This window comes from Streptomyces sp. NBC_00094 (assembly GCF_026343125.1).
GTDB lineage: Bacteria > Actinomycetota > Actinomycetes > Streptomycetales > Streptomycetaceae > Streptomyces.
The window spans coordinates 3,436,762-3,453,350 of record NZ_JAPEMB010000001.1; the positions used below are offsets into that span (position 1 = coordinate 3,436,762).

The 16,589-nt window shown below is 69.7% G+C and carries 9 protein-coding genes; 3 read left to right on the forward strand and 6 right to left on the reverse strand.

Translation table 11 applies throughout. The annotated features are described in order from the left end of the window. Positions 1–260 precede the first annotated feature (260 nt). Positions 261–1,289 (forward strand): questin oxidase family protein, encoded by a 1,029-nt coding sequence (locus tag OG580_RS14820; RefSeq protein WP_267044145.1) that lies wholly within the window; start codon positions 261–263, stop codon positions 1,287–1,289. Between the two features lie 153 nt (positions 1,290–1,442). Here OG580_RS14820 and OG580_RS14825 read toward each other — a convergent pair whose 3' ends face one another. Then, a complete protein-coding gene (locus OG580_RS14825) occupies positions 1,443–2,231 on the reverse strand; it encodes a dioxygenase (RefSeq protein ID WP_267044146.1) in 789 nt (262 codons plus the stop codon). 159 nt (positions 2,232–2,390) lie between these two features. Between OG580_RS14825 and OG580_RS14830 the strand changes: the two genes are divergently transcribed. Continuing rightward, entirely contained in the window at positions 2,391–2,879 is a 489-nt protein-coding gene (locus tag OG580_RS14830) for a MarR family winged helix-turn-helix transcriptional regulator (protein ID WP_267048009.1), read from the forward strand. A 169-nt stretch (positions 2,880–3,048) separates the two neighbouring features. On the opposite strand, the gene OG580_RS14835 is transcribed toward OG580_RS14830, so the two are convergent. Continuing rightward, positions 3,049–4,578 carry an MFS transporter gene (locus OG580_RS14835; protein ID WP_267044147.1) on the reverse strand — a complete coding sequence of 510 codons (1,530 nt, stop codon included), beginning with the start codon at positions 4,576–4,578 and terminating at the stop codon, positions 3,049–3,051. Between the two features lie 99 nt (positions 4,579–4,677). Next, positions 4,678–5,343 carry a TetR/AcrR family transcriptional regulator gene (locus tag OG580_RS14840; protein ID WP_267044148.1) on the reverse strand — a complete coding sequence of 222 codons (666 nt, stop codon included), beginning with the start codon at positions 5,341–5,343 and terminating at the stop codon, positions 4,678–4,680. Between the two features lie 365 nt (positions 5,344–5,708). On the opposite strand from OG580_RS14840, the gene OG580_RS14845 reads away from it, so the two are divergent. Continuing rightward, complete coding sequence (locus tag OG580_RS14845) at positions 5,709–6,980, forward strand: M6 family metalloprotease domain-containing protein (RefSeq protein ID WP_267044149.1); 1,272 nt, start codon at positions 5,709–5,711, stop codon at positions 6,978–6,980. On the opposite strand, the gene OG580_RS14850 is transcribed toward OG580_RS14845, so the two are convergent. The 3 genes from OG580_RS14850 to OG580_RS14860 all read right to left on the reverse strand — a co-directional run bounded on the left by OG580_RS14850 (position 6,967) and on the right by OG580_RS14860 (position 16,295). Then, positions 6,967–8,598, reverse strand: a complete 1,632-nt coding sequence (locus OG580_RS14850) for a class I adenylate-forming enzyme family protein (protein WP_267044150.1) — start codon at positions 8,596–8,598, stop codon at positions 6,967–6,969. The two genes, OG580_RS14845 and OG580_RS14850, sit on opposite strands and share 14 nt — an antisense overlap. A gap of 348 nt (positions 8,599–8,946) precedes the next feature. Then, on the reverse strand, positions 8,947–9,396 hold the full coding sequence (locus OG580_RS14855; RefSeq protein ID WP_267044151.1) for a hypothetical protein: 450 nt from the start codon (positions 9,394–9,396) through the stop codon (positions 8,947–8,949). Between the two features lie 11 nt (positions 9,397–9,407). Further along, positions 9,408–16,295, reverse strand: coding sequence for a polymorphic toxin-type HINT domain-containing protein (locus tag OG580_RS14860; protein ID WP_267044152.1), 6,888 nt, complete (start codon positions 16,293–16,295; stop codon positions 9,408–9,410). Between the last annotated feature and the right edge of the window lie 294 nt (positions 16,296–16,589).

Consider the following 16,589-nt stretch of genomic DNA (forward strand, 5'->3'; position numbering starts at 1 on the left):
CCTCGGGCACCCACGGAGTCGCAGGTCAGACCGGGCGCGGAGGGTGGACGACGCCGCTCGCGGGGATTCCCGACCACACTGTCGGTGAGACCGCGATCACAACGGCGGGCACCTGCGGCGTCATCTCTTCAGACGCGACGACGGGCCGTGTGGTTGCCCGCGCCCGCGCGGGCGTCCTCGGCGTCCTCGGCGTCCTCGGCCCCGAGTCCTAGGTCCCGAGCCCGTTACGCCCCGCCCCTCCCCGTCCTAGCGTCGTCCCCATGAGCGACGACACGACCGGCACCCTCGACGAGGCCCTCGAACGCCTCCACACCACCGGCCCCGAACACGACGGCTGGCTCAGCAACCACGCCCCGATGGCCGTCGAGGCGCTCGTCCGCAACGGCCAGGCCCCGGCCGTGCACCGCTGGCTCGACCACTACGCGCCCAGGCTGGAGGACGTGCCGCCCGCGAACCGCCCCGTCACGGCGGACGGCTGGCGCGAGGCGCTCGGCGACCCGTCCCGGATCACCGACTGGACGCGCTTCTTCGCGCGGGAACTCGACGGGCCCGAGGCCCGCCCCTGGCGCGAGGTCCTCGCCGAGTGGTGGCCCCGGCTGCTGCCCGGGATCGCGGCCGGCGCGACGCACCCGGTGATCCGTACCGGTCACGCCGTACGGACCCTGCTGAGCGGCGGTGACGGGGAAGCGACCGCCCCGCGCCGCGCCGAGCTGGCGCACGCCCTCGGCTACTGGGCGGCCCGCCACCAGCCGCTGCCCCCGCTCACCCCGCTGGCCGCGGCGCCGAACGCGACGGCCGCCCTGGACGCCGTACCGCCGGTTCCGGAACAGGGCGGCGGGATCCGCGCCCGACTGGCACAGCTCACCGGGTTCCCGGACTGGGGCACGGCCCCGGACCCGGAGACGGCGAAGGCGCTGCTCACCGAGCTGGTGACGGCGGCCACGCACCGGTACGCGACCCACGGCCACGGCGAGCCGATCATGCTGGTCCACGCGGCGACCGCCCCGAACGCGGTCCTCCGCACCCTGCCCGCGCTCCCCCGTGAGCTGTGGGCGCCGAGCCTGGCGGCGGCCTGGACGGCGTCGGCCGCGGTGACCGCCGCGTACAGCCCGGCGGAGGCCGCCGCCTACGCGCCGACCTCCCTCACCTCCGAGGAGGTCTTCGCGCGGGCGGCGGCGCACGGCGACGACCACACGATCAAGTTCACCGACACGGCGCTCGACGTGGGCGACCCGCTCGCCCTCACCGCCGCCGCCCGCTCGGTCGAACTGAACCCGCCGGTCTTCTGACCCGGACGCCCCGGAGGGCCCGTAGGACCCTGAAGACCCGGAGGGCCCTGCGGACCCCGACGAACCGCACGAACCGGATGACCCTGCCGACCCCGACGAACCGAAGGACCCGAACCGTGCCGCGGACCCGAGTCATTCCGAGGGACCCGGCGCTCAGCCGAACTGGACGGACCGCTTGGCGAGCCCCATCCAGAACCCGTCGATCACCGACCGCTCGGCGTCGAGGTCGCCGGCCGCGTCCGCCGCGCCCATGGTGACGAAGAGGGGCGCGAAGTGTTCCGTACGCGGGTGGGCGAGGCGTCCGGCCGGGGACTTGTGCGCGAAGTCGAGGAGCGCGTCGACGTCCCGGGCCGCCAGGGCGCGGTGCCCCCAGTCGTCGAACTCGGCGGACCAGCCCGGCACGCCGCCGCCGGTGTGGCGGAGGGCGGCGAGGTTGTGGGTGAAGAAACCGCTGCCGACGATCAGGACGCCCTCGTCGCGCAGCGGGGCGAGCCTGCGCCCGATGTCCATGAGCCGGCGCGGGTCGAGGGTGGGCATGGAGATCTGGAGTACGGGGATGTCGGCGCCCGGGAACATCTCGACGAGCGGCACGTAGGCGCCGTGGTCGAGCCCCCGGTCGGGGATGTCCTGGACGGGTGCGCCGGGCGCGCGGAGCAGCTTGCGGACGGCGTCGGCGAGCTGCGGGGCGCCGGGAGCCCCGTACCGGACCTGGTAGTAGTGCTCGGGGAAGCCCCAGAAGTCGTAGACGAGCGGCACGGTCTCGGTGGCGCCGAGCGCGAGCGGGGCCTCCTCCCAGTGGGCGGAGACCATGAGGATCGCCTTGGGGCGCGGGAGCTGCGCGGACCAGGCGGCGAGCTCGCCGGGCCAGACGGGGTCGTCGGCGAGCGGCGGGGCGCCGTGGGACAGGTAGAGGGCGGGCATCCGTTCCAGCGTGGCGTCCATCGCGACGACCTCCGGCTTCCTATGTTCTTGAAACTTCAAGCTCACTGCCGTACAGCGTAGACCGACATAGTTCAACTTTCAAGAATGAGTCGTACGATGGAGCCGATCGAGCTGCTGGAGACGACGGAGCCGATGGAGGCGACGGAGATCGTGGGAGACATGACCGAACCCCGCTGGCTCAGCGACGGCGAGCAGCACGTCTGGCGCTCGTACCTGCACGCCACCACGCTCCTGGAGGATCACCTCGACCGCCAGTTGCAGCGCGACGCCGGGATGCCGCACGTCTACTACGGGCTGCTCGTCCAGCTCTCCCAGGCGCCCGGCCGACGGCTGCGGATGACCGAGCTCGCGAGGAACGCCAAGATCACCCGCTCCCGCCTCTCCCACGCGATCGCCCGGCTGGAGAAGAACGGCTGGGTGCGGCGCGAGAACTGCCCCTCCGACAAGCGCGGCCAGTTCGCCCTGCTCACGGACGAGGGGACGGAGGTCCTCGGCCGCACCGCGCCCGGCCATGTGACGGCCGTACGCCAGGCCCTGTTCGACCGGCTGTCGCCGGAGCAGGTGGAGCAGCTCGGCGCGATCATGCGGGTGATGGCCGAGGGCCTCGAACCGGCGGGCCCGGACGCGGACCTGCCCTGGCTCCGCTGACGTACGCGGAACCAGGGCAGGAGGGCCGCCGGGATCTGAGGACCGGGGGCTTGAGGACCGGGGGGCTTGAGGACCTGAGGACCCGAGGACCCGAGGACCAGGCGATCCGGCGATCCGGGGATCCAGGGATCCAGAGATCCAGGGATCCAGAGATCCGGGGATCCAGGGATCAGTGGGCGATGACGGGCACCTTCACGTCGCCATCCGCACCCGAGCCGGATCCGACGACCGCCCCGGTGTCCGGCTTCCCGGTGTTGATGAACACGAAGGCGATCGCGGCCGAGAGGACCAGGATGCCGACGGCCCACCAGATGGCCGCCGCGTACCCCTCGACCATGCCCTCGAGCTGGACCAGCTTCTGCGCGGCCGGGGTGGTCGCGCCGGCCGCGTGGTCGGCCAGGTACGCGGTGGTCGCCGAGGCGGCGATCGTGTTCAGCAGGGCCGTACCGATGGCCCCGCCGACCTGCTGCGAGGTGTTGACCATCGCGGAGGCCACACCGGCGTCCCGCGGGTCGACGCCGAGCGTCGCGAGCGACATGGCGGGCATGAACGCCGTACCCATGCCGAGGCCGAGCAGCAGCTGCGCGGGCAGGATCAGGCCGGCGTACGAGGTGCCGACCTCCAGCTGGGTGAGGAGCAGCATGCCGATGCCGGCGGTCAGGAAGCCGGGGGCCATGAGCAGCCGCGGCGGGACGCGGGTCATCAGCCGCGTACCGATCTGGGTCGAGCCGATGATCATGCCCACGATCATGGGCAGGAACGCGAAGCCCGTCATGACGGGCGAGTACTCCTTCACGACCTGCAGGTAGTAGGTCAGGAAGAGGAAGAGGCCGAACATCGCGATGACGGCGAGGCCGAGCGACAGGTAGACACCGCCGCGGTTGCGGTCGGCCACGACGCGCAGCGGCAGCAGCGGGGACTTGACCCGCGACTCGGTGAACACGAACGCGGCGAGCAGCACGGCGGAGCCGACGAAGAGGCCGATCGTGCCGGCGTCGCTCCAGCCCTCGGACTCGGCGCGCGTGAAGCCGTACACGAGCGCGACCAGACCCAGGGTGGAGAGGATCACGCCGGGGATGTCGAGCGGGGAGCGGTTGCGGCCGCCCGCGGGCTCGCGGATGACGAGGTACGCGCCGACGGCGGCGACGATCGCGAAGGGGATGTTGACGAAGAAGGTCCAGCGCCAGTTCAGGTACTCGGTGAGGAAGCCGCCGAGGATCAGACCCACGGCGCCGCCGCCACCGGCGATCGCGCCGTAGATGCCGAAGGCCTTGGCGCGCTCCTTGCCGTCGGTGAAGGTGACGGCGAGCAGCGAGAGCGCGGCGGGCGCGAGGAGCGCGCCGAAGGCACCCTGGAGCGCGCGGGCACCGAGCATCATCGCCTCGCCGTTCGCGGCACCGCCGAGGGCGGAGGCGGCCGCGAAGCCGATCAGGCCGACGATGAAGGTGCGCTTACGGCCCCACAGGTCGGCGATGCGGCCGCCGAAGAGGAGGAGACCGCCGAAGGCGAGCGCGTAGGCGGTGATGACCCACTGCCGGTTGCCGTCCGAGATCCCGAGGTCCTGCTGGGCGGAGGGCAGCGCGATGTTCACGATCGTCGCGTCGAGCACGACCATCAGCTGGGCGAGGGCGATGAAGACGAGCGCTTTCCAGCGGCCGGGGTCGGCCTGGAGAGCGGGGTTCTCGGGGATTTTGGACATGGGGGTAGCCACCTCTTGGCGCGTACAGGTGCAAAAAGGACGTAAGGGAGTTCGGGGCGGGCCGCTAGGGAGCCATCACGGCGTCACGGCGTCACGGCATCACGCCCGCCGGCAGGAGTCGCGTCTCAGGTCCTCCAGGGTCGCGGCCGCGCCCGGCAGCTCGGAGCGCGCGGGCGCCTCCAGGCCGTCGAGGAACAACTGCAGGTGGCGATGGACGAACTGGTCGAAGTCCAGGCAGGCCGCGCCCGGCAGGGGACGGGTCAGCTGGGAGACCGCCACCATCAGGTCCCCGACTCCGACGTCGGGGCGGAGGCGGCCGGCGCGCTGCGCCCGGTCGACGAGGCCCTGGACGGCCTCCTCCAGGCGGTCGCGCTCGACGGCCAGATCGGGGTGGTCCTGGTCGAAGGCCCCGTCGAGCATCGGGCACAGGGCTCCGATGCGCGCGTCGGCGGCGGCGTGCGTGAAGCGGCGGAGGGCGGCGAAGGTGTCGGCCTCCTCCTCGGCCGCCCGTTCGGCGAGTTCGGTGACGCCGGCCATGAGGGAGAGGACGACCTCGCGGACGAGGTCGGTGCGCTCGGGGAAGTTCCGGTAGAGCGTCGCGTTCCCGACGCCGGCGCGCCGCGCCACCTCGTCGTACGGCACCTGGGGGCCGAACTCGACGAACATCTCACGGGCCGCCGTCACGATCCGCTCGCGGTTGCGCAGGGCGTCGGCGCGCGGGCGGGGTACGCGGCGGACGGGCGCGGTGTCCTGGGTGCTGGTCACGCCTCGACCTCCTCTACGACATCTCATCCGACAACGAATCCGGGACCGGGTCCGGAAAACGGATCCGGGGGCGGATCCAGGATCGGATCCGGGAACGAACCCGTCCGACGGATCCAGGATTCGGATCCGGGGACAGACTCCCCACTTCGGGGAACACAGGCTTAAACGGGGAGAGGCTCCCCGCTTATTTCCCCTCCATGATGTGACCTGGATCACATTCGACACGCCGCGCGGAATACCCACGATCGGTCCACTCGACGCGCGCCTCCGGGCCGATCACCACAGGCTGATCGCACGACACGGATCTCCGTCCCCCGCGGAGGAGATCCGTGCCGCAGACCTGCCCCCACCGGAGAGGCGCCCGTATGCAGCACCCCCGCCGACGGATACGCAGACCCGTCGCCCTGGCAGCGACCACGGCCCTCTCCCTCGCCCTGCTCGCCTCCGCGAGCACCACGCTCCCCGACCCCGCCCCGGCGTCCGCCGGCCCCGTGGCCGCCGCGCCGAGCGGCGCCCAGCTCGGGCCGTGCCGGATCGCCACGACGATGGGCGTGCAGATGTCGGAGGGGCTGCCCACCGCTCCCGGATACGTACGCTCCACGGGCCGCGTCAGGGCCCTCACCCTGATGGTCGACTTCCCGGACGCCGTCGGGGAGGGCACGGCGATGAGCCGTTTCCGCGAGTTCTTCCCGCAGACCTCCGACTGGTTCCACACCAGCTCGTACGGGCGCCTGAAGTACCGGGCCGAGGTCCCGATGACCGACTGGCTGCGGATGCCCCGGCCGTTCACCTCGTACGGGATCGAGCGCGGCTCACCGTACGAGCCGGGCTACCGCTCCCTCGTCGAGGACATCGTGAAGGCCGCCGACACGACGGTGGACTTCAGCGCGTACGACCTGGTCAACGTGCTCATGACGCCGAACGCCGGGCCGTCCGCCCTCGACACCGTGCTGTCCGTGACGTTCTCCGGCAACGACGACGCCCCGTACGCCGACGGCGTGCCGCTCGCCAACACGTCCTTCGTCTACAGCCGTCAGGACGACGGCTCGGGCAGCTTCGCCGAGACCGGCTACCGCGTCCTGCCGCACGAGAACGGCCATGTCTTCGGCCTGCCCGACCTCTACACCTCGGACGGCGGCGGCACGGTCGGGCACTGGGACATCATGTCCGAGGACTGGGGAGCCAACAACGACCTGCTCGGCTGGCACAAATGGAAGCTGGGCTGGCTCGACAACGACCAGGTCGCCTGCGCGTCGGGCCCCGGCTCCACCGACTACACCCTCACCCCGCTGGCCGTCGCGGGCGGCCCCAAGCTCGCCTTCGTCCCGCTCTCGGGAACCTCGGGGTACGCGGTCGAGGTGCGCAGCAAGGAGGGCAACGACGAGGCGGTCTGCGAGCAGGGCGTCCTCGTCTACCGGGTCGAGTCCGACGTGGACACCGGCCACGGCCCGGTGACCGTCTCCGACAGCGACCGCTCCAGCGGCGGCTGTACCCGGCGCCCGAACGTCCACGCGGAGCTGTCGGACGCCCCGTACCGCCCGGGCGAGATCTTCACGGACCGGGCGAACGGCATCCGGATCAGCGTCCTCTCGGAGGACTCGACGGGCACGTACCGCATCCGCGTCACGCGCCGCTGAAGGACCCTCGCAACTCCCGCTTCAGGATCTTCCCGGTCGGGTTCCGAGGCAGCTCCTCTTCCCGTACGAGGACACGGGCGGGCACCTTGAAGGCGGCGAGGCGCGCACCGACGTGCGCCCGCAGCCGCTCGACGTCGCGATCGGCCCCGTCCCGCAACCGCACGACGGCCACGACCTCCTCCCCGAGCAGGGGATGCGGAACACCCATCACGGCGGCGTCGACGACATCCGGATGCTCCTGCAGGACGCCCTCGACCTCGACGCAGTACACGTTCTCGCCGCCGCGGATCACCATGTCGGTGAGCCGGTCGACGACGCTGACCCGCCCGTCCTCGTCGACCCGGGCGAGGTCCCCGGTCCGGAACCACCCGTCGTCGCCGAACGCGCGCCGGGTGGCGACGTCGTCGCCCCAGTACCCCCGGATCAACGACTGCCCCCGCAGCCACAACTCCCCCACGCCCTCCCCGTCGGGCCGATCGATCCGCACCTCGGTGGCGGGCGAGGGCCGCCCGACGCTCCCCGGATGCGCCCGGTACTCGGCCCCTACGTTCGACAGCACCCCACCGCAGGTCTCGGTCAGCCCGTAGCCGTTACGGGGCTCGACGCGCTCGCCGTACGAGGCGGTGATCCCGGCGACGATCCCGGGCGGGGCGGCGGCGCCGCCGGTGCTGAGGAGGGTGAGGCTCTCCAGCGGGTCGCCGGCGCTCCGGGCGGCTTCGAGCAGCTGGAGCGCGGTGGTGGGCACACCGGCGTAATGGGTGACGCCGTGCTCCCGGATCAGCTCGAGAGCAAGGCGTGCATCCCACTTCCGCATCATCACCAACGTCCCGCCGGCGGCCATGACGGCGTAGAAGGACGTGAAGGCGGCTACGTGGAAGAAGGGAAAGGTGGTCAAGGACACGGGCGCGGGCCCGGTCCCGGGCACCTCCCCCCGGGCGAGGGCGGCAGCGGCGGCGAAGTACCGGGGGTTCATGGCGGCCCCGGCCTGCGCGAGGTGCGTGGCGACGGCGCCCTTGGGGCGGCCGGTGGTGCCGGAGGTGTAGATGATGGTGGAGTCGTGCTCGGGGAGGACGTCGACGAGGGGCGGACCGAGCAGCGGATCGTCATCGACCACGTAAGCGACGAACCCTTCCTCACCCTCCCCCCGAAAAACGACCCCGGGCACCTGATGCTGCCGCGCCCAGGCGCGCACGCGCCCGACCCGCTCCCCATCGACGAGCAGCACCCCGGGCGCGCAGTCGTCGAGGGCGTACGTGAACTCGTCCTCGGTCCACCAGGCGTTGAGCGGCACGGCGACGAGCCCGGCGAGCTGGGTGGCCCAGAAGGCGACCTGCCACTCGGGAAGGTTCCGCATGGCGACGACGGCCCGGTCCCCTGTCCGCAGCCCGAACTCCCCTACGAGCCGCCGGGCGAGCCCACAGGCGGCGTCGAAGAACTCCCGATAGGTCATCCGCCCGGCCTCGGACACGAGGAACACGCGATCCCCGTAGGCCCAGACGACCTCGACGAACTCCCGCAGAGTCCGCGGCCCGCCGACGTACACCCCGCCCTCGACAGCGAACGGCGCCCCGGGCGCCCGAAGCCGCGCCTCCCCCGCCTGCCCACCGGACACCACCACGAGGACCTCCTAAGCGCTTGCTCACCCCAGCGCCGCGACGCTATGCGCCCCAGCCCCGAGGGTCAACCCACACAGGGACGCCCGAAGAAGCACCGCCATTGTCGGGGCGACCCCGCTCAACGCCACCAGCACCGCCTTCGCAGCCCGTAAGGGCTTCGGCCAGCCGGCAGGTGAGCCACCGGGCCTCGGCGGCCGAAGCCCCTTGCCCGGAGGCCGCGACCTCGCGGGCTTATCAAGCTGGGGCGTCATCGAGGAATTACCCGACCACGCCTCCGCGACTCCGCAGGGTCGGACATCTCTGAAGCCCCATCAGCCATAGCCGATGGGGCTTCAGAGGTGTTCAGCACATCACGAAATGGAGGAACTGTTGACGCTCGACCAATAGTTGCGGGCCGCCTCGACGATCGGGGCGTACTCGGCAGATGCCACGACGGCGACCAGCGTAGGGCCCGTCAACGAACCATCCTCGTCGCCTCGCGCCACCACAACCACATTTCCCTTGTACACATACCCGTGGATCAACCAGCCATCCAAAGACTCGGCGATAGACAGGGTTGTGCGATCGTGGAGCTCCTCTTCGGTCAGCAACGCCGAGAGAACGACATCCCTGTCCGAGAACAAGAGACCGAGACGATCGTCATCCAGATGCGTCAGGCCTTTCAGCCTGGCCATGGCTGTACCCAGAATGCATGGCTCGGTGTCACCGATCAACTGGCTGTCGACGATGAGCTGGAACCGGAACATGCCGCGACCCTCCAGCGGGGCGACAAGGAATCCGAATCGACCGTCGTCGGTCAAGAACCTCACAACTAGCCTCTCTTGACCTGAATCGGAACATGATTCATCGGAATCGGAACCAGAGTACCCGACTTAGTCACGCCCCTGGTACTTCCACTCCAGTGCCACTTGCCATTGCCGTCATCGAAGTAACGGTAGTACTCGGCACTTTTTCCGGAACCCACCTTTGTCCACCTGGCGCCGTCGACGAGAACGCTTTTCGCGAATTGCGCTTCGGCGTCACCCGGCAGCACCGCCTTCTTCGGAATATACGGGTTCGGACCACCCGTCGGATCATGGTGCCCTGGATTCTCGTACACAGGGCATGTGCTGTTGTGAACGAGTACCGGCGTTTCTCCTGCCAGTACGTAGTACGTGTGCAGGTCATCGACGGTCAGGTTGTACGTGCGGGCACGCTTGCTGAAGGGCGTGTTGCCCGTGACGACTACCGTGTCTCCGTCGTCGGTGAGCAGCGTCATGCCGGACTCGAGGTCGCGGGCCTCTATCCAGTCACGCTCGGACGGTGACCAGAATGGATGCTCGTGTGTAGCAGTTAGTTGTTCGACTCCGTCATCTGTGACAACAGACAGGGTGTTGAAGTACTTATCGTTCTCAGTTCGGATGAGCCGGGTTACCTTACGAGCACCGCTCTCACCCGTCTCCGGGGAAGTCGCCTTGACGTAATCTCCGACCTCCACGTCCTCGATGGCCTTAGTGGAGCCATCTGCCATGAGGACTTCGGTTCCGGCCAAGAAGCACATGCAGTCGCCGAGGAGCCTTGCCACCGCCCCTCTCTCGGCTGCTGTCGCGCCCCCGGCGACGGCACCCTTGGCGGACTTGGCTGCGATACCGCTGACGAAGCGCCCTATCCCCCACGTGACCAAAGTGATGACGTCCGCGAGCAGCGCTTCTCCGCACCGGCCCTTTCCGGTGATGCAGTCGACATTCGCCTTCACGCCCCAGGGGTCGTCACCCACTTCAAGAAGACCCGCGGCGTCCGCGGTTTCGCAGAAGCCCTTCGTGCTCCCCTGGAATCCGCTCGTGCCGACGCCGCACTTGCTCTTGGCCCACTTCGTGGTCAGCTTGTCGTAGGAGTCGCCCGGCCACGCGAAGGACATGGCGCGCAGTTCGTCTTCGGCGGGAAGTCGAATGCCTTCGATCACCGGCTGCTTGTCGCCGGTGTCTCCCCCTGAGCCACCGCCAGTCGTCTTCTTCTCTCCCGCCGGCGGATCCGGAGTCGCTGCCGGGTCGTTCTCTTCCGTGTAGTCGTCGTACGTGCCGTTGTCGCCCGAGCAGTTGTGCGGGTAGCAGCTCTCGAGACCGGTCGGGTCGCTGGCCGTCGTGGGGTTGTTGTTGGCGTAGCTGTAGCCGTTGAGGGACTGCGGCTGGTCCAGGCTGAGGAGCGGGTCGACGCTGATGAACTGGCCGAGGCCGGTGTCGTACTCGCGGGCTCCGATGTGGGTGAACCCGGTGGTGGTGTCGATGTCTCCGCCGACGAAGCCCTTGTAACCGGGCCAGAAGGCGGGGGCAGCGCCGCGCTGCCCGCCGTAAGGGAGGCTCTTGCGGCGGTTGAAGGTGAGCGTGGTGGAGGAGAAGGAGAGCGTGTTGGTGTTGTGGTGGTCGGCGACGAGGAGACGGACCTTGCCGTCATCGCTCGTGCGGATGGCCGAGCCGCCGGGGAAGGTGTAGTAGCGGGTGCCGTTGGCGATGGTGGCCGCGGTGGTGCCGACCTTCCGGGTCAGCGCGAGTTCCTGACCGCCGGGCAGATAGAGCGTGGTGGTGGTCGGGTCGCGCTTGATGATGCGGGTGCCTTCGGCGTCGTAGAGGAACGACGTCGTCTTGCCGGAGATGGTGGACGTCTTGAGCTTGCCCTCTTCGGTCCAGGTCAGGTCCTGGACCGGGCCGGCGTTGGCCGGGGTCTTCTTCTGGAGGTTGCCGGTGTCGTCGTAGCCGTAGGTGTCGGTGCCGGTCACTCCGCCGGTCGCGGTCACCGAGGTGACGGCGTGCGGCCGGGGCGCGCCCGCCGTGGTCGGGTAGGCGTAGGTGCGGGTGGTGTTCGCGGCGATCGGGCCCGCCTTGTGGAGGGTCTCCGTCTTGCGCTGGCCGGTGTCGGTGAACGTCCAGGACGTCCAGTACGGGTCGACCGTGCCCAGGTTCGGGGTGCCGGTGCCGTTGACGGGCTTGGTGGCGCAGGCGTCGCCCGAGGTCCAGGCCTCGGACAGGCGGCGGGCCCAGTCGTAGGTGAAGCACTGCTGGTCGACGACGGTGCCGTCGGTCTGCGCGTCCCGGATGGTCGTGACGTTGCCGGCCTGGTCGTAGCCGTAGGTGATGTTCGACGGAGTCGCCGGAGCCGTCGCCTCACGGTCGACCGTGCTGCCGATCAGACGCCGGGTCGACGCCTCGTAGGTGTTCGTCTGTGTGACGAGCTTGCCGATGTTGCCGAGCTGCGCCTGCGCGAGCTCACCGAACGGCGTGTAGCTCGCCCCCCGCAGATAGGCGTGGTTCAGCGAACCGTCGACGATCCCCAGCACGTCCTTCGCGCCGTAGTGGTTCGTGACCGTCTCGGCGGGCAGAGCCGTCGTCGCGTTGGCGTTGGTCGTGCTGTACGTGGCGGTCGCCGGCATACCGCTGACCGGTGTGGCGGTGGTGGCGACGGTGTAGGTGCCGGCGAGCAGCTCCTCACCTGTCACCGAAGGGATCGTCACCGTCGTGCCTGTGGGTCGGCCGGCGGAGTCGTAGCCCCTGACCGCAGCCTTGTACGCGGCGTTCGCCGTGATGGAGGAGTCGTAACGGGTGGACGTGGCGGGCAGGCCCTTGCCGCCGGTCGCGGTGTCGTAGGTCCACTCGGCGAGCTTCGGGCCGGCGATCGATCCGGTGCGCAGGCTGGTCTTCCGACCGAGCTCGTCATAGGTGCTGGCGAGAGTGCCGCGTGCGTCGGTCGCCGTGTCGACGCGTCCGAGCGGGTCGTAGTGGACGGTGCTGGAGCCCTTGTCCGGGTCGGTCGTGGCCACCTGTCGGCCGCGCAGGTCGTAGGTGTAGGTCCAGCTGTTGCGGCCCGAGGAGTCCGTGACGGAGGCGAGCAGGCCGGCGTCGTCGTAGGTGTGGGAGGTCTTCTCGTACTGCGTGGCCGCTGCCCCGGGGACGGGGTTGCGGTCCTTGTACTGGCGCTGCTCCGTCGGGCGGCCCCGTACGTCGGAGACGGTGAGGGTGGCGGTGCCTCCCGCGGGCGGGACGGTGGCCGTCCAGTAGTCGCCGTAGGTGTTGCTGGTGCGCCACTTCTCCACGTTGAGCGACAGCTGGATGCCGGCGGTGACCCGGCCACGCCCGTCGTACTCGTTCTGCAGCGCCTGCGGGATCTGGTTCGGGGTGACCACCAGCATCGCGCCGGCGACGGCGGTGCTGTTGTAGAACGGCGCGTTCGTCAGGAACGCGCGGCCGTGACTGTCGTAGAAGACGTCACTCACCACACGGCCGACGGTGCCGACGGCGTCGGACTGGGTCTGGCGGGGCCGCAGCAGCGAGTCGTAGAACGTCGTCGAGGTGCCCCACAGGCCGTCCTCGTAGAGCGCCTTGGTCACGACGCTGGAGGGGACCGCACTGGAGACGTTGTACGTGAAGGTGGCGTTGGGCTGAGCGGTGGTCGCGCGCCCCGTGCTCCACGTCTTCTTCAGGCGTCCCAGGGCGTCGTACTCGTTGGTCGCGGTGCGGTTGTCGGCATCAGTGGTGGTCAGCGCGAGTCCGCGCATGCCGTCGAACGTCGAACGAGCCGTGTGACCCTTGACGTTGGTGACCGTGACCGTCGTGGACTGCGCGCCCGCAACCGGGTCGTAGGTGGTGGTGACGGGCTGACCGTCCTGGCCCTTGACGACGAGGGCACGGCCGTACTGGTCGTACGTGCTCTGGGAGATGGTGTCCCAGACGGGCGTCAGGTCGGCCTCGTGGTGGGAAAGCCGTTCGGTCCTGGTGACGTTGGCCTTGCCCGGATCGGGAGCTGCGCCGAGCACATTGTCGTCGTAGTAGGTACGGGCGCGGCCCGTGACCTCACCGGGGCGGGCAAGGCATGTGGTGCTGTCGGTGGTGACGATCTCGCTGGGGTAGGCGATCAGCCAGTTCGTCGTGTCCGGGGTGACGAAGTCGGTCCAGGTGCAGCGGGCTTCGACCGTGCCGGCGCCGTCGTCCGTCTCCTTGAGGAGAAGGCCGTAGGTGGTGTCGTAGGACCGGTCGGTGGTGAGGGTGCGCCAGGTGCCGTCGTCGAGGAGAGTGCTGGCCTTGGTCGTCCCGGTGCCGGAAAGCCGAGCCGTTCTGGCGGGGAGGGTGGGCGCGGGGTCGTTCGGCTTGTCGGGGTCCGTGATGCCCTTGACCGCCTGGGTGGCCGTCACGCCCGATTCCCAGGGCGTGTTGGTGGTCTTGGCGACGATCTTGCCGCCGGTGCCGTCCTTGTCGTAGGTGGCGGTGGAGGCGACGCGACCGGCGAAGTCCTCGCGGTCGACGACGCCGTTGATGGCCATGCCGGGTCGGGGGCTGCCGTCGGCGAGGGTGTCGCCGGCCATGCCGAGGTAATACGTCTTCTCGGTCTTCACCCGGTTGGTGGAGCCGGCGTAGGTGCGGACGGTGCCGTATCCGCGGAAGTCACTCCAGGTGCGGTGCTTGTCGAGGGTGAACTCGCCGGTGTCGCGCCGCCAGTTCGGGCCGTTGGCGTACTCGTAGCTGGTGACCTTCGACGGCGAACCGGTACCGGCGGTGGTGTCGTTCTCGTCGATCCGCGTGACGAGGTACTTGTGGAACCAGTCCTTGACCGGATCCACGTAACCGTCCGGGGTCCACCAAGCCGGGTAGCAACGCTTGGCGTTCATGTCCTGCGTCGCGGGCAGCGTCGTCGGAGTGCACTCCTTGGCGCTGTACGTGACGAGGGTCTGGCCACCGGTCTCGTTGGTGACCTGGGTGATGCGCCTGCGGTTGAGCGCGGGCCGGCCTTCGGCCGCGTCGACACGGTTGGCCATGAGCGCACCGGTGAAGGCGGTCTCGGTCATGCCGATGTCGGCCAGGGCGCCGGCCTTGCCGGTGCGCTTCACCGAGTCCAGCCACATCGCCGGGGTGGAGGTGTCGCCGGTCGCGGGGAACGACTGGGCCAGCGCCCAGGTGTCGACGGGCTCCAGGGTCGTACCGACGAGGGAGAAGGTGTTGATGCCGGTCAGGCGCTGCTTGGACCAGAACGTCGGGGAGCCCTGGAGGCACTCCGTGCCGGTGGTGCAGTTCAGGTCGACCGGCGTGTCCGGCCAGCTCGTGGCGTTGGCCTCGGTGAAGGCGCAGTCCGTGGCCGTGCACCGGTTCCCCGTGGTGAAGGTCACCCGTCCGGCAGGCGGTGCCGTGGCGTAGACGGCGTCGTCACGCAGGCCGTAGTCGATCCGGTTCAGGTAGCCGCCGCGGGTGTACGGCTTGGGGTCGTCGAACGTGCCGTCCTGCGCGTAGTAGCCCTGCTCCTTCGTGTAGTACATGGCCATCGCGTTGCCGTGCGGGTCGACCACGTAGTCCAGGTTCCAGCGCCAGCCCTGCACCTCGGCGGAGGAGGCGTAGTCCGCGCCGTTGCCCTGCTCACCGGCGTGGTTGCCGTAGACGGGGGCGGTGAAGACCGAGTTCGTCTCCGGCTTCCCGCTCGCCCAGCCGGGAAGGTGGTTCTTGCCGAACCAGTACTGGGTGCCGTCGAGCGTGGTGACCTTCCAGTACTCGAAGTCCTCGTCACCGGAGTTGTTCGGCTCGGCAGTGTCGTACATCCGCTCGATCCGGGACCCGTCGTCGCCTTCGAGCTTCCACGTGTTCTTCGTGCCGTCCCAGACGAGCTCGCTCGAGGAGCCGTTGAGGGAGAGTGTCGCGTTCTCCGACTTCCAGCACAGGTCACCGGTCTTGGCGGTGTTGTTGCCGCCCTGCTTGTCGTTCTCACACGAGGCGTAGCGACGTTCGATGAAGCCGGGCGAGTACTCCCAGCCCTCGCCGATCCACGACGGCTGGTTGTTCGTCGACGCCGTACGTCCGTCGACCGCCGAGGAGTTGTAGGACAGGGCGATCTTCGGTGCCAGACCGCCGGGGGAGGCGGGGACGTCGATGGGCACGGTCCAGCCGAAGCCCCCCGAGTTCCCGCCTGCGGACCACGATCCGGACGGGGCGAGCGTGGTCGCCGTAAAGGCGCCGTCACTGCCACTGGCCCCCGCCGTGGCCGCGAGAACGGTCGCGCCGGCAGTGGCCACGGCAAGGGTGGACAGCGCGGGAGCGGCCTTCGCCTCCGCCCCGGATCCCGCCTTCAGCGGTGCGCCGGAAGCCGTGGGGGCGAGAGTCGCGGTGAGGGTATGAGCGACGGTGTCGTTCTCGGTCGCCAGCGGTGTCTGCTTGCGACACTCCGGCTTGTCGGGGGTCGTCAGCGCACAGGCCGGCAACGTCACCAGGCGCAGCCGCGAGGACCAGCCCGCCCCGTAGGCGCCCTGGATGGTGCCGTAGTCCACCTCGACCTCGACCGGCGTACCAGGGGTGGCCGCCTCGGTGGGACGCACCGACATCAGCAGGCCGTCCACACCGGCCTGTTGGGTGACGGCGCGGCTCTTGACCGCCACTTCGATGTGGCCGGGGTCGGCGGCAGCGGTCTTCTTCGCGTTCGCGCGCGAGGTGGGTGTGGTGAGGCGGATGGGCAGTCCGCCCACCGTCGCGGCCTCCGTCTCCCCGGGCGGGAGAGTGAGCTCCTCGGCGGCCGGGGTGGGCCAGGTGACGGGTGGCGCCTGCCACGGTGGCGATGGCTTGGGTCTTCTCTTCAGCCCCTTGGGGACGAAGTCGGTGCCATCGACGGACGCGGTCTTCGGTACGGGCGGGGGCCCCGGGACGGCGACGGGCGTGGCCCACGACGGCGCCGAGAGCAGGGAAATGCCCAAGGTCATGGAAAGAACGCCGATGATTCCCGTCCGCGATTTCCTGACGTTACGCTCTTCGGGGCTTCCGGAAAAAGGCATCACGAAGGCATGACGGAACAACATCGAAATCCCCACCCCGATAAACACATGGCAGCCGGACGGCCAGCCGGATCCAACACCGGCACATGTGCACCTGGCAAGTGCGCACGGAAAGAGTCACCCCGAATCCGTCAGGTCCGGACCCTCAACTTCGGCGAGTCCACGGCAAGTTGAACCAATGCCCCAACCAGTCACACCACCCTCTATTGAGGGCAAATCCCT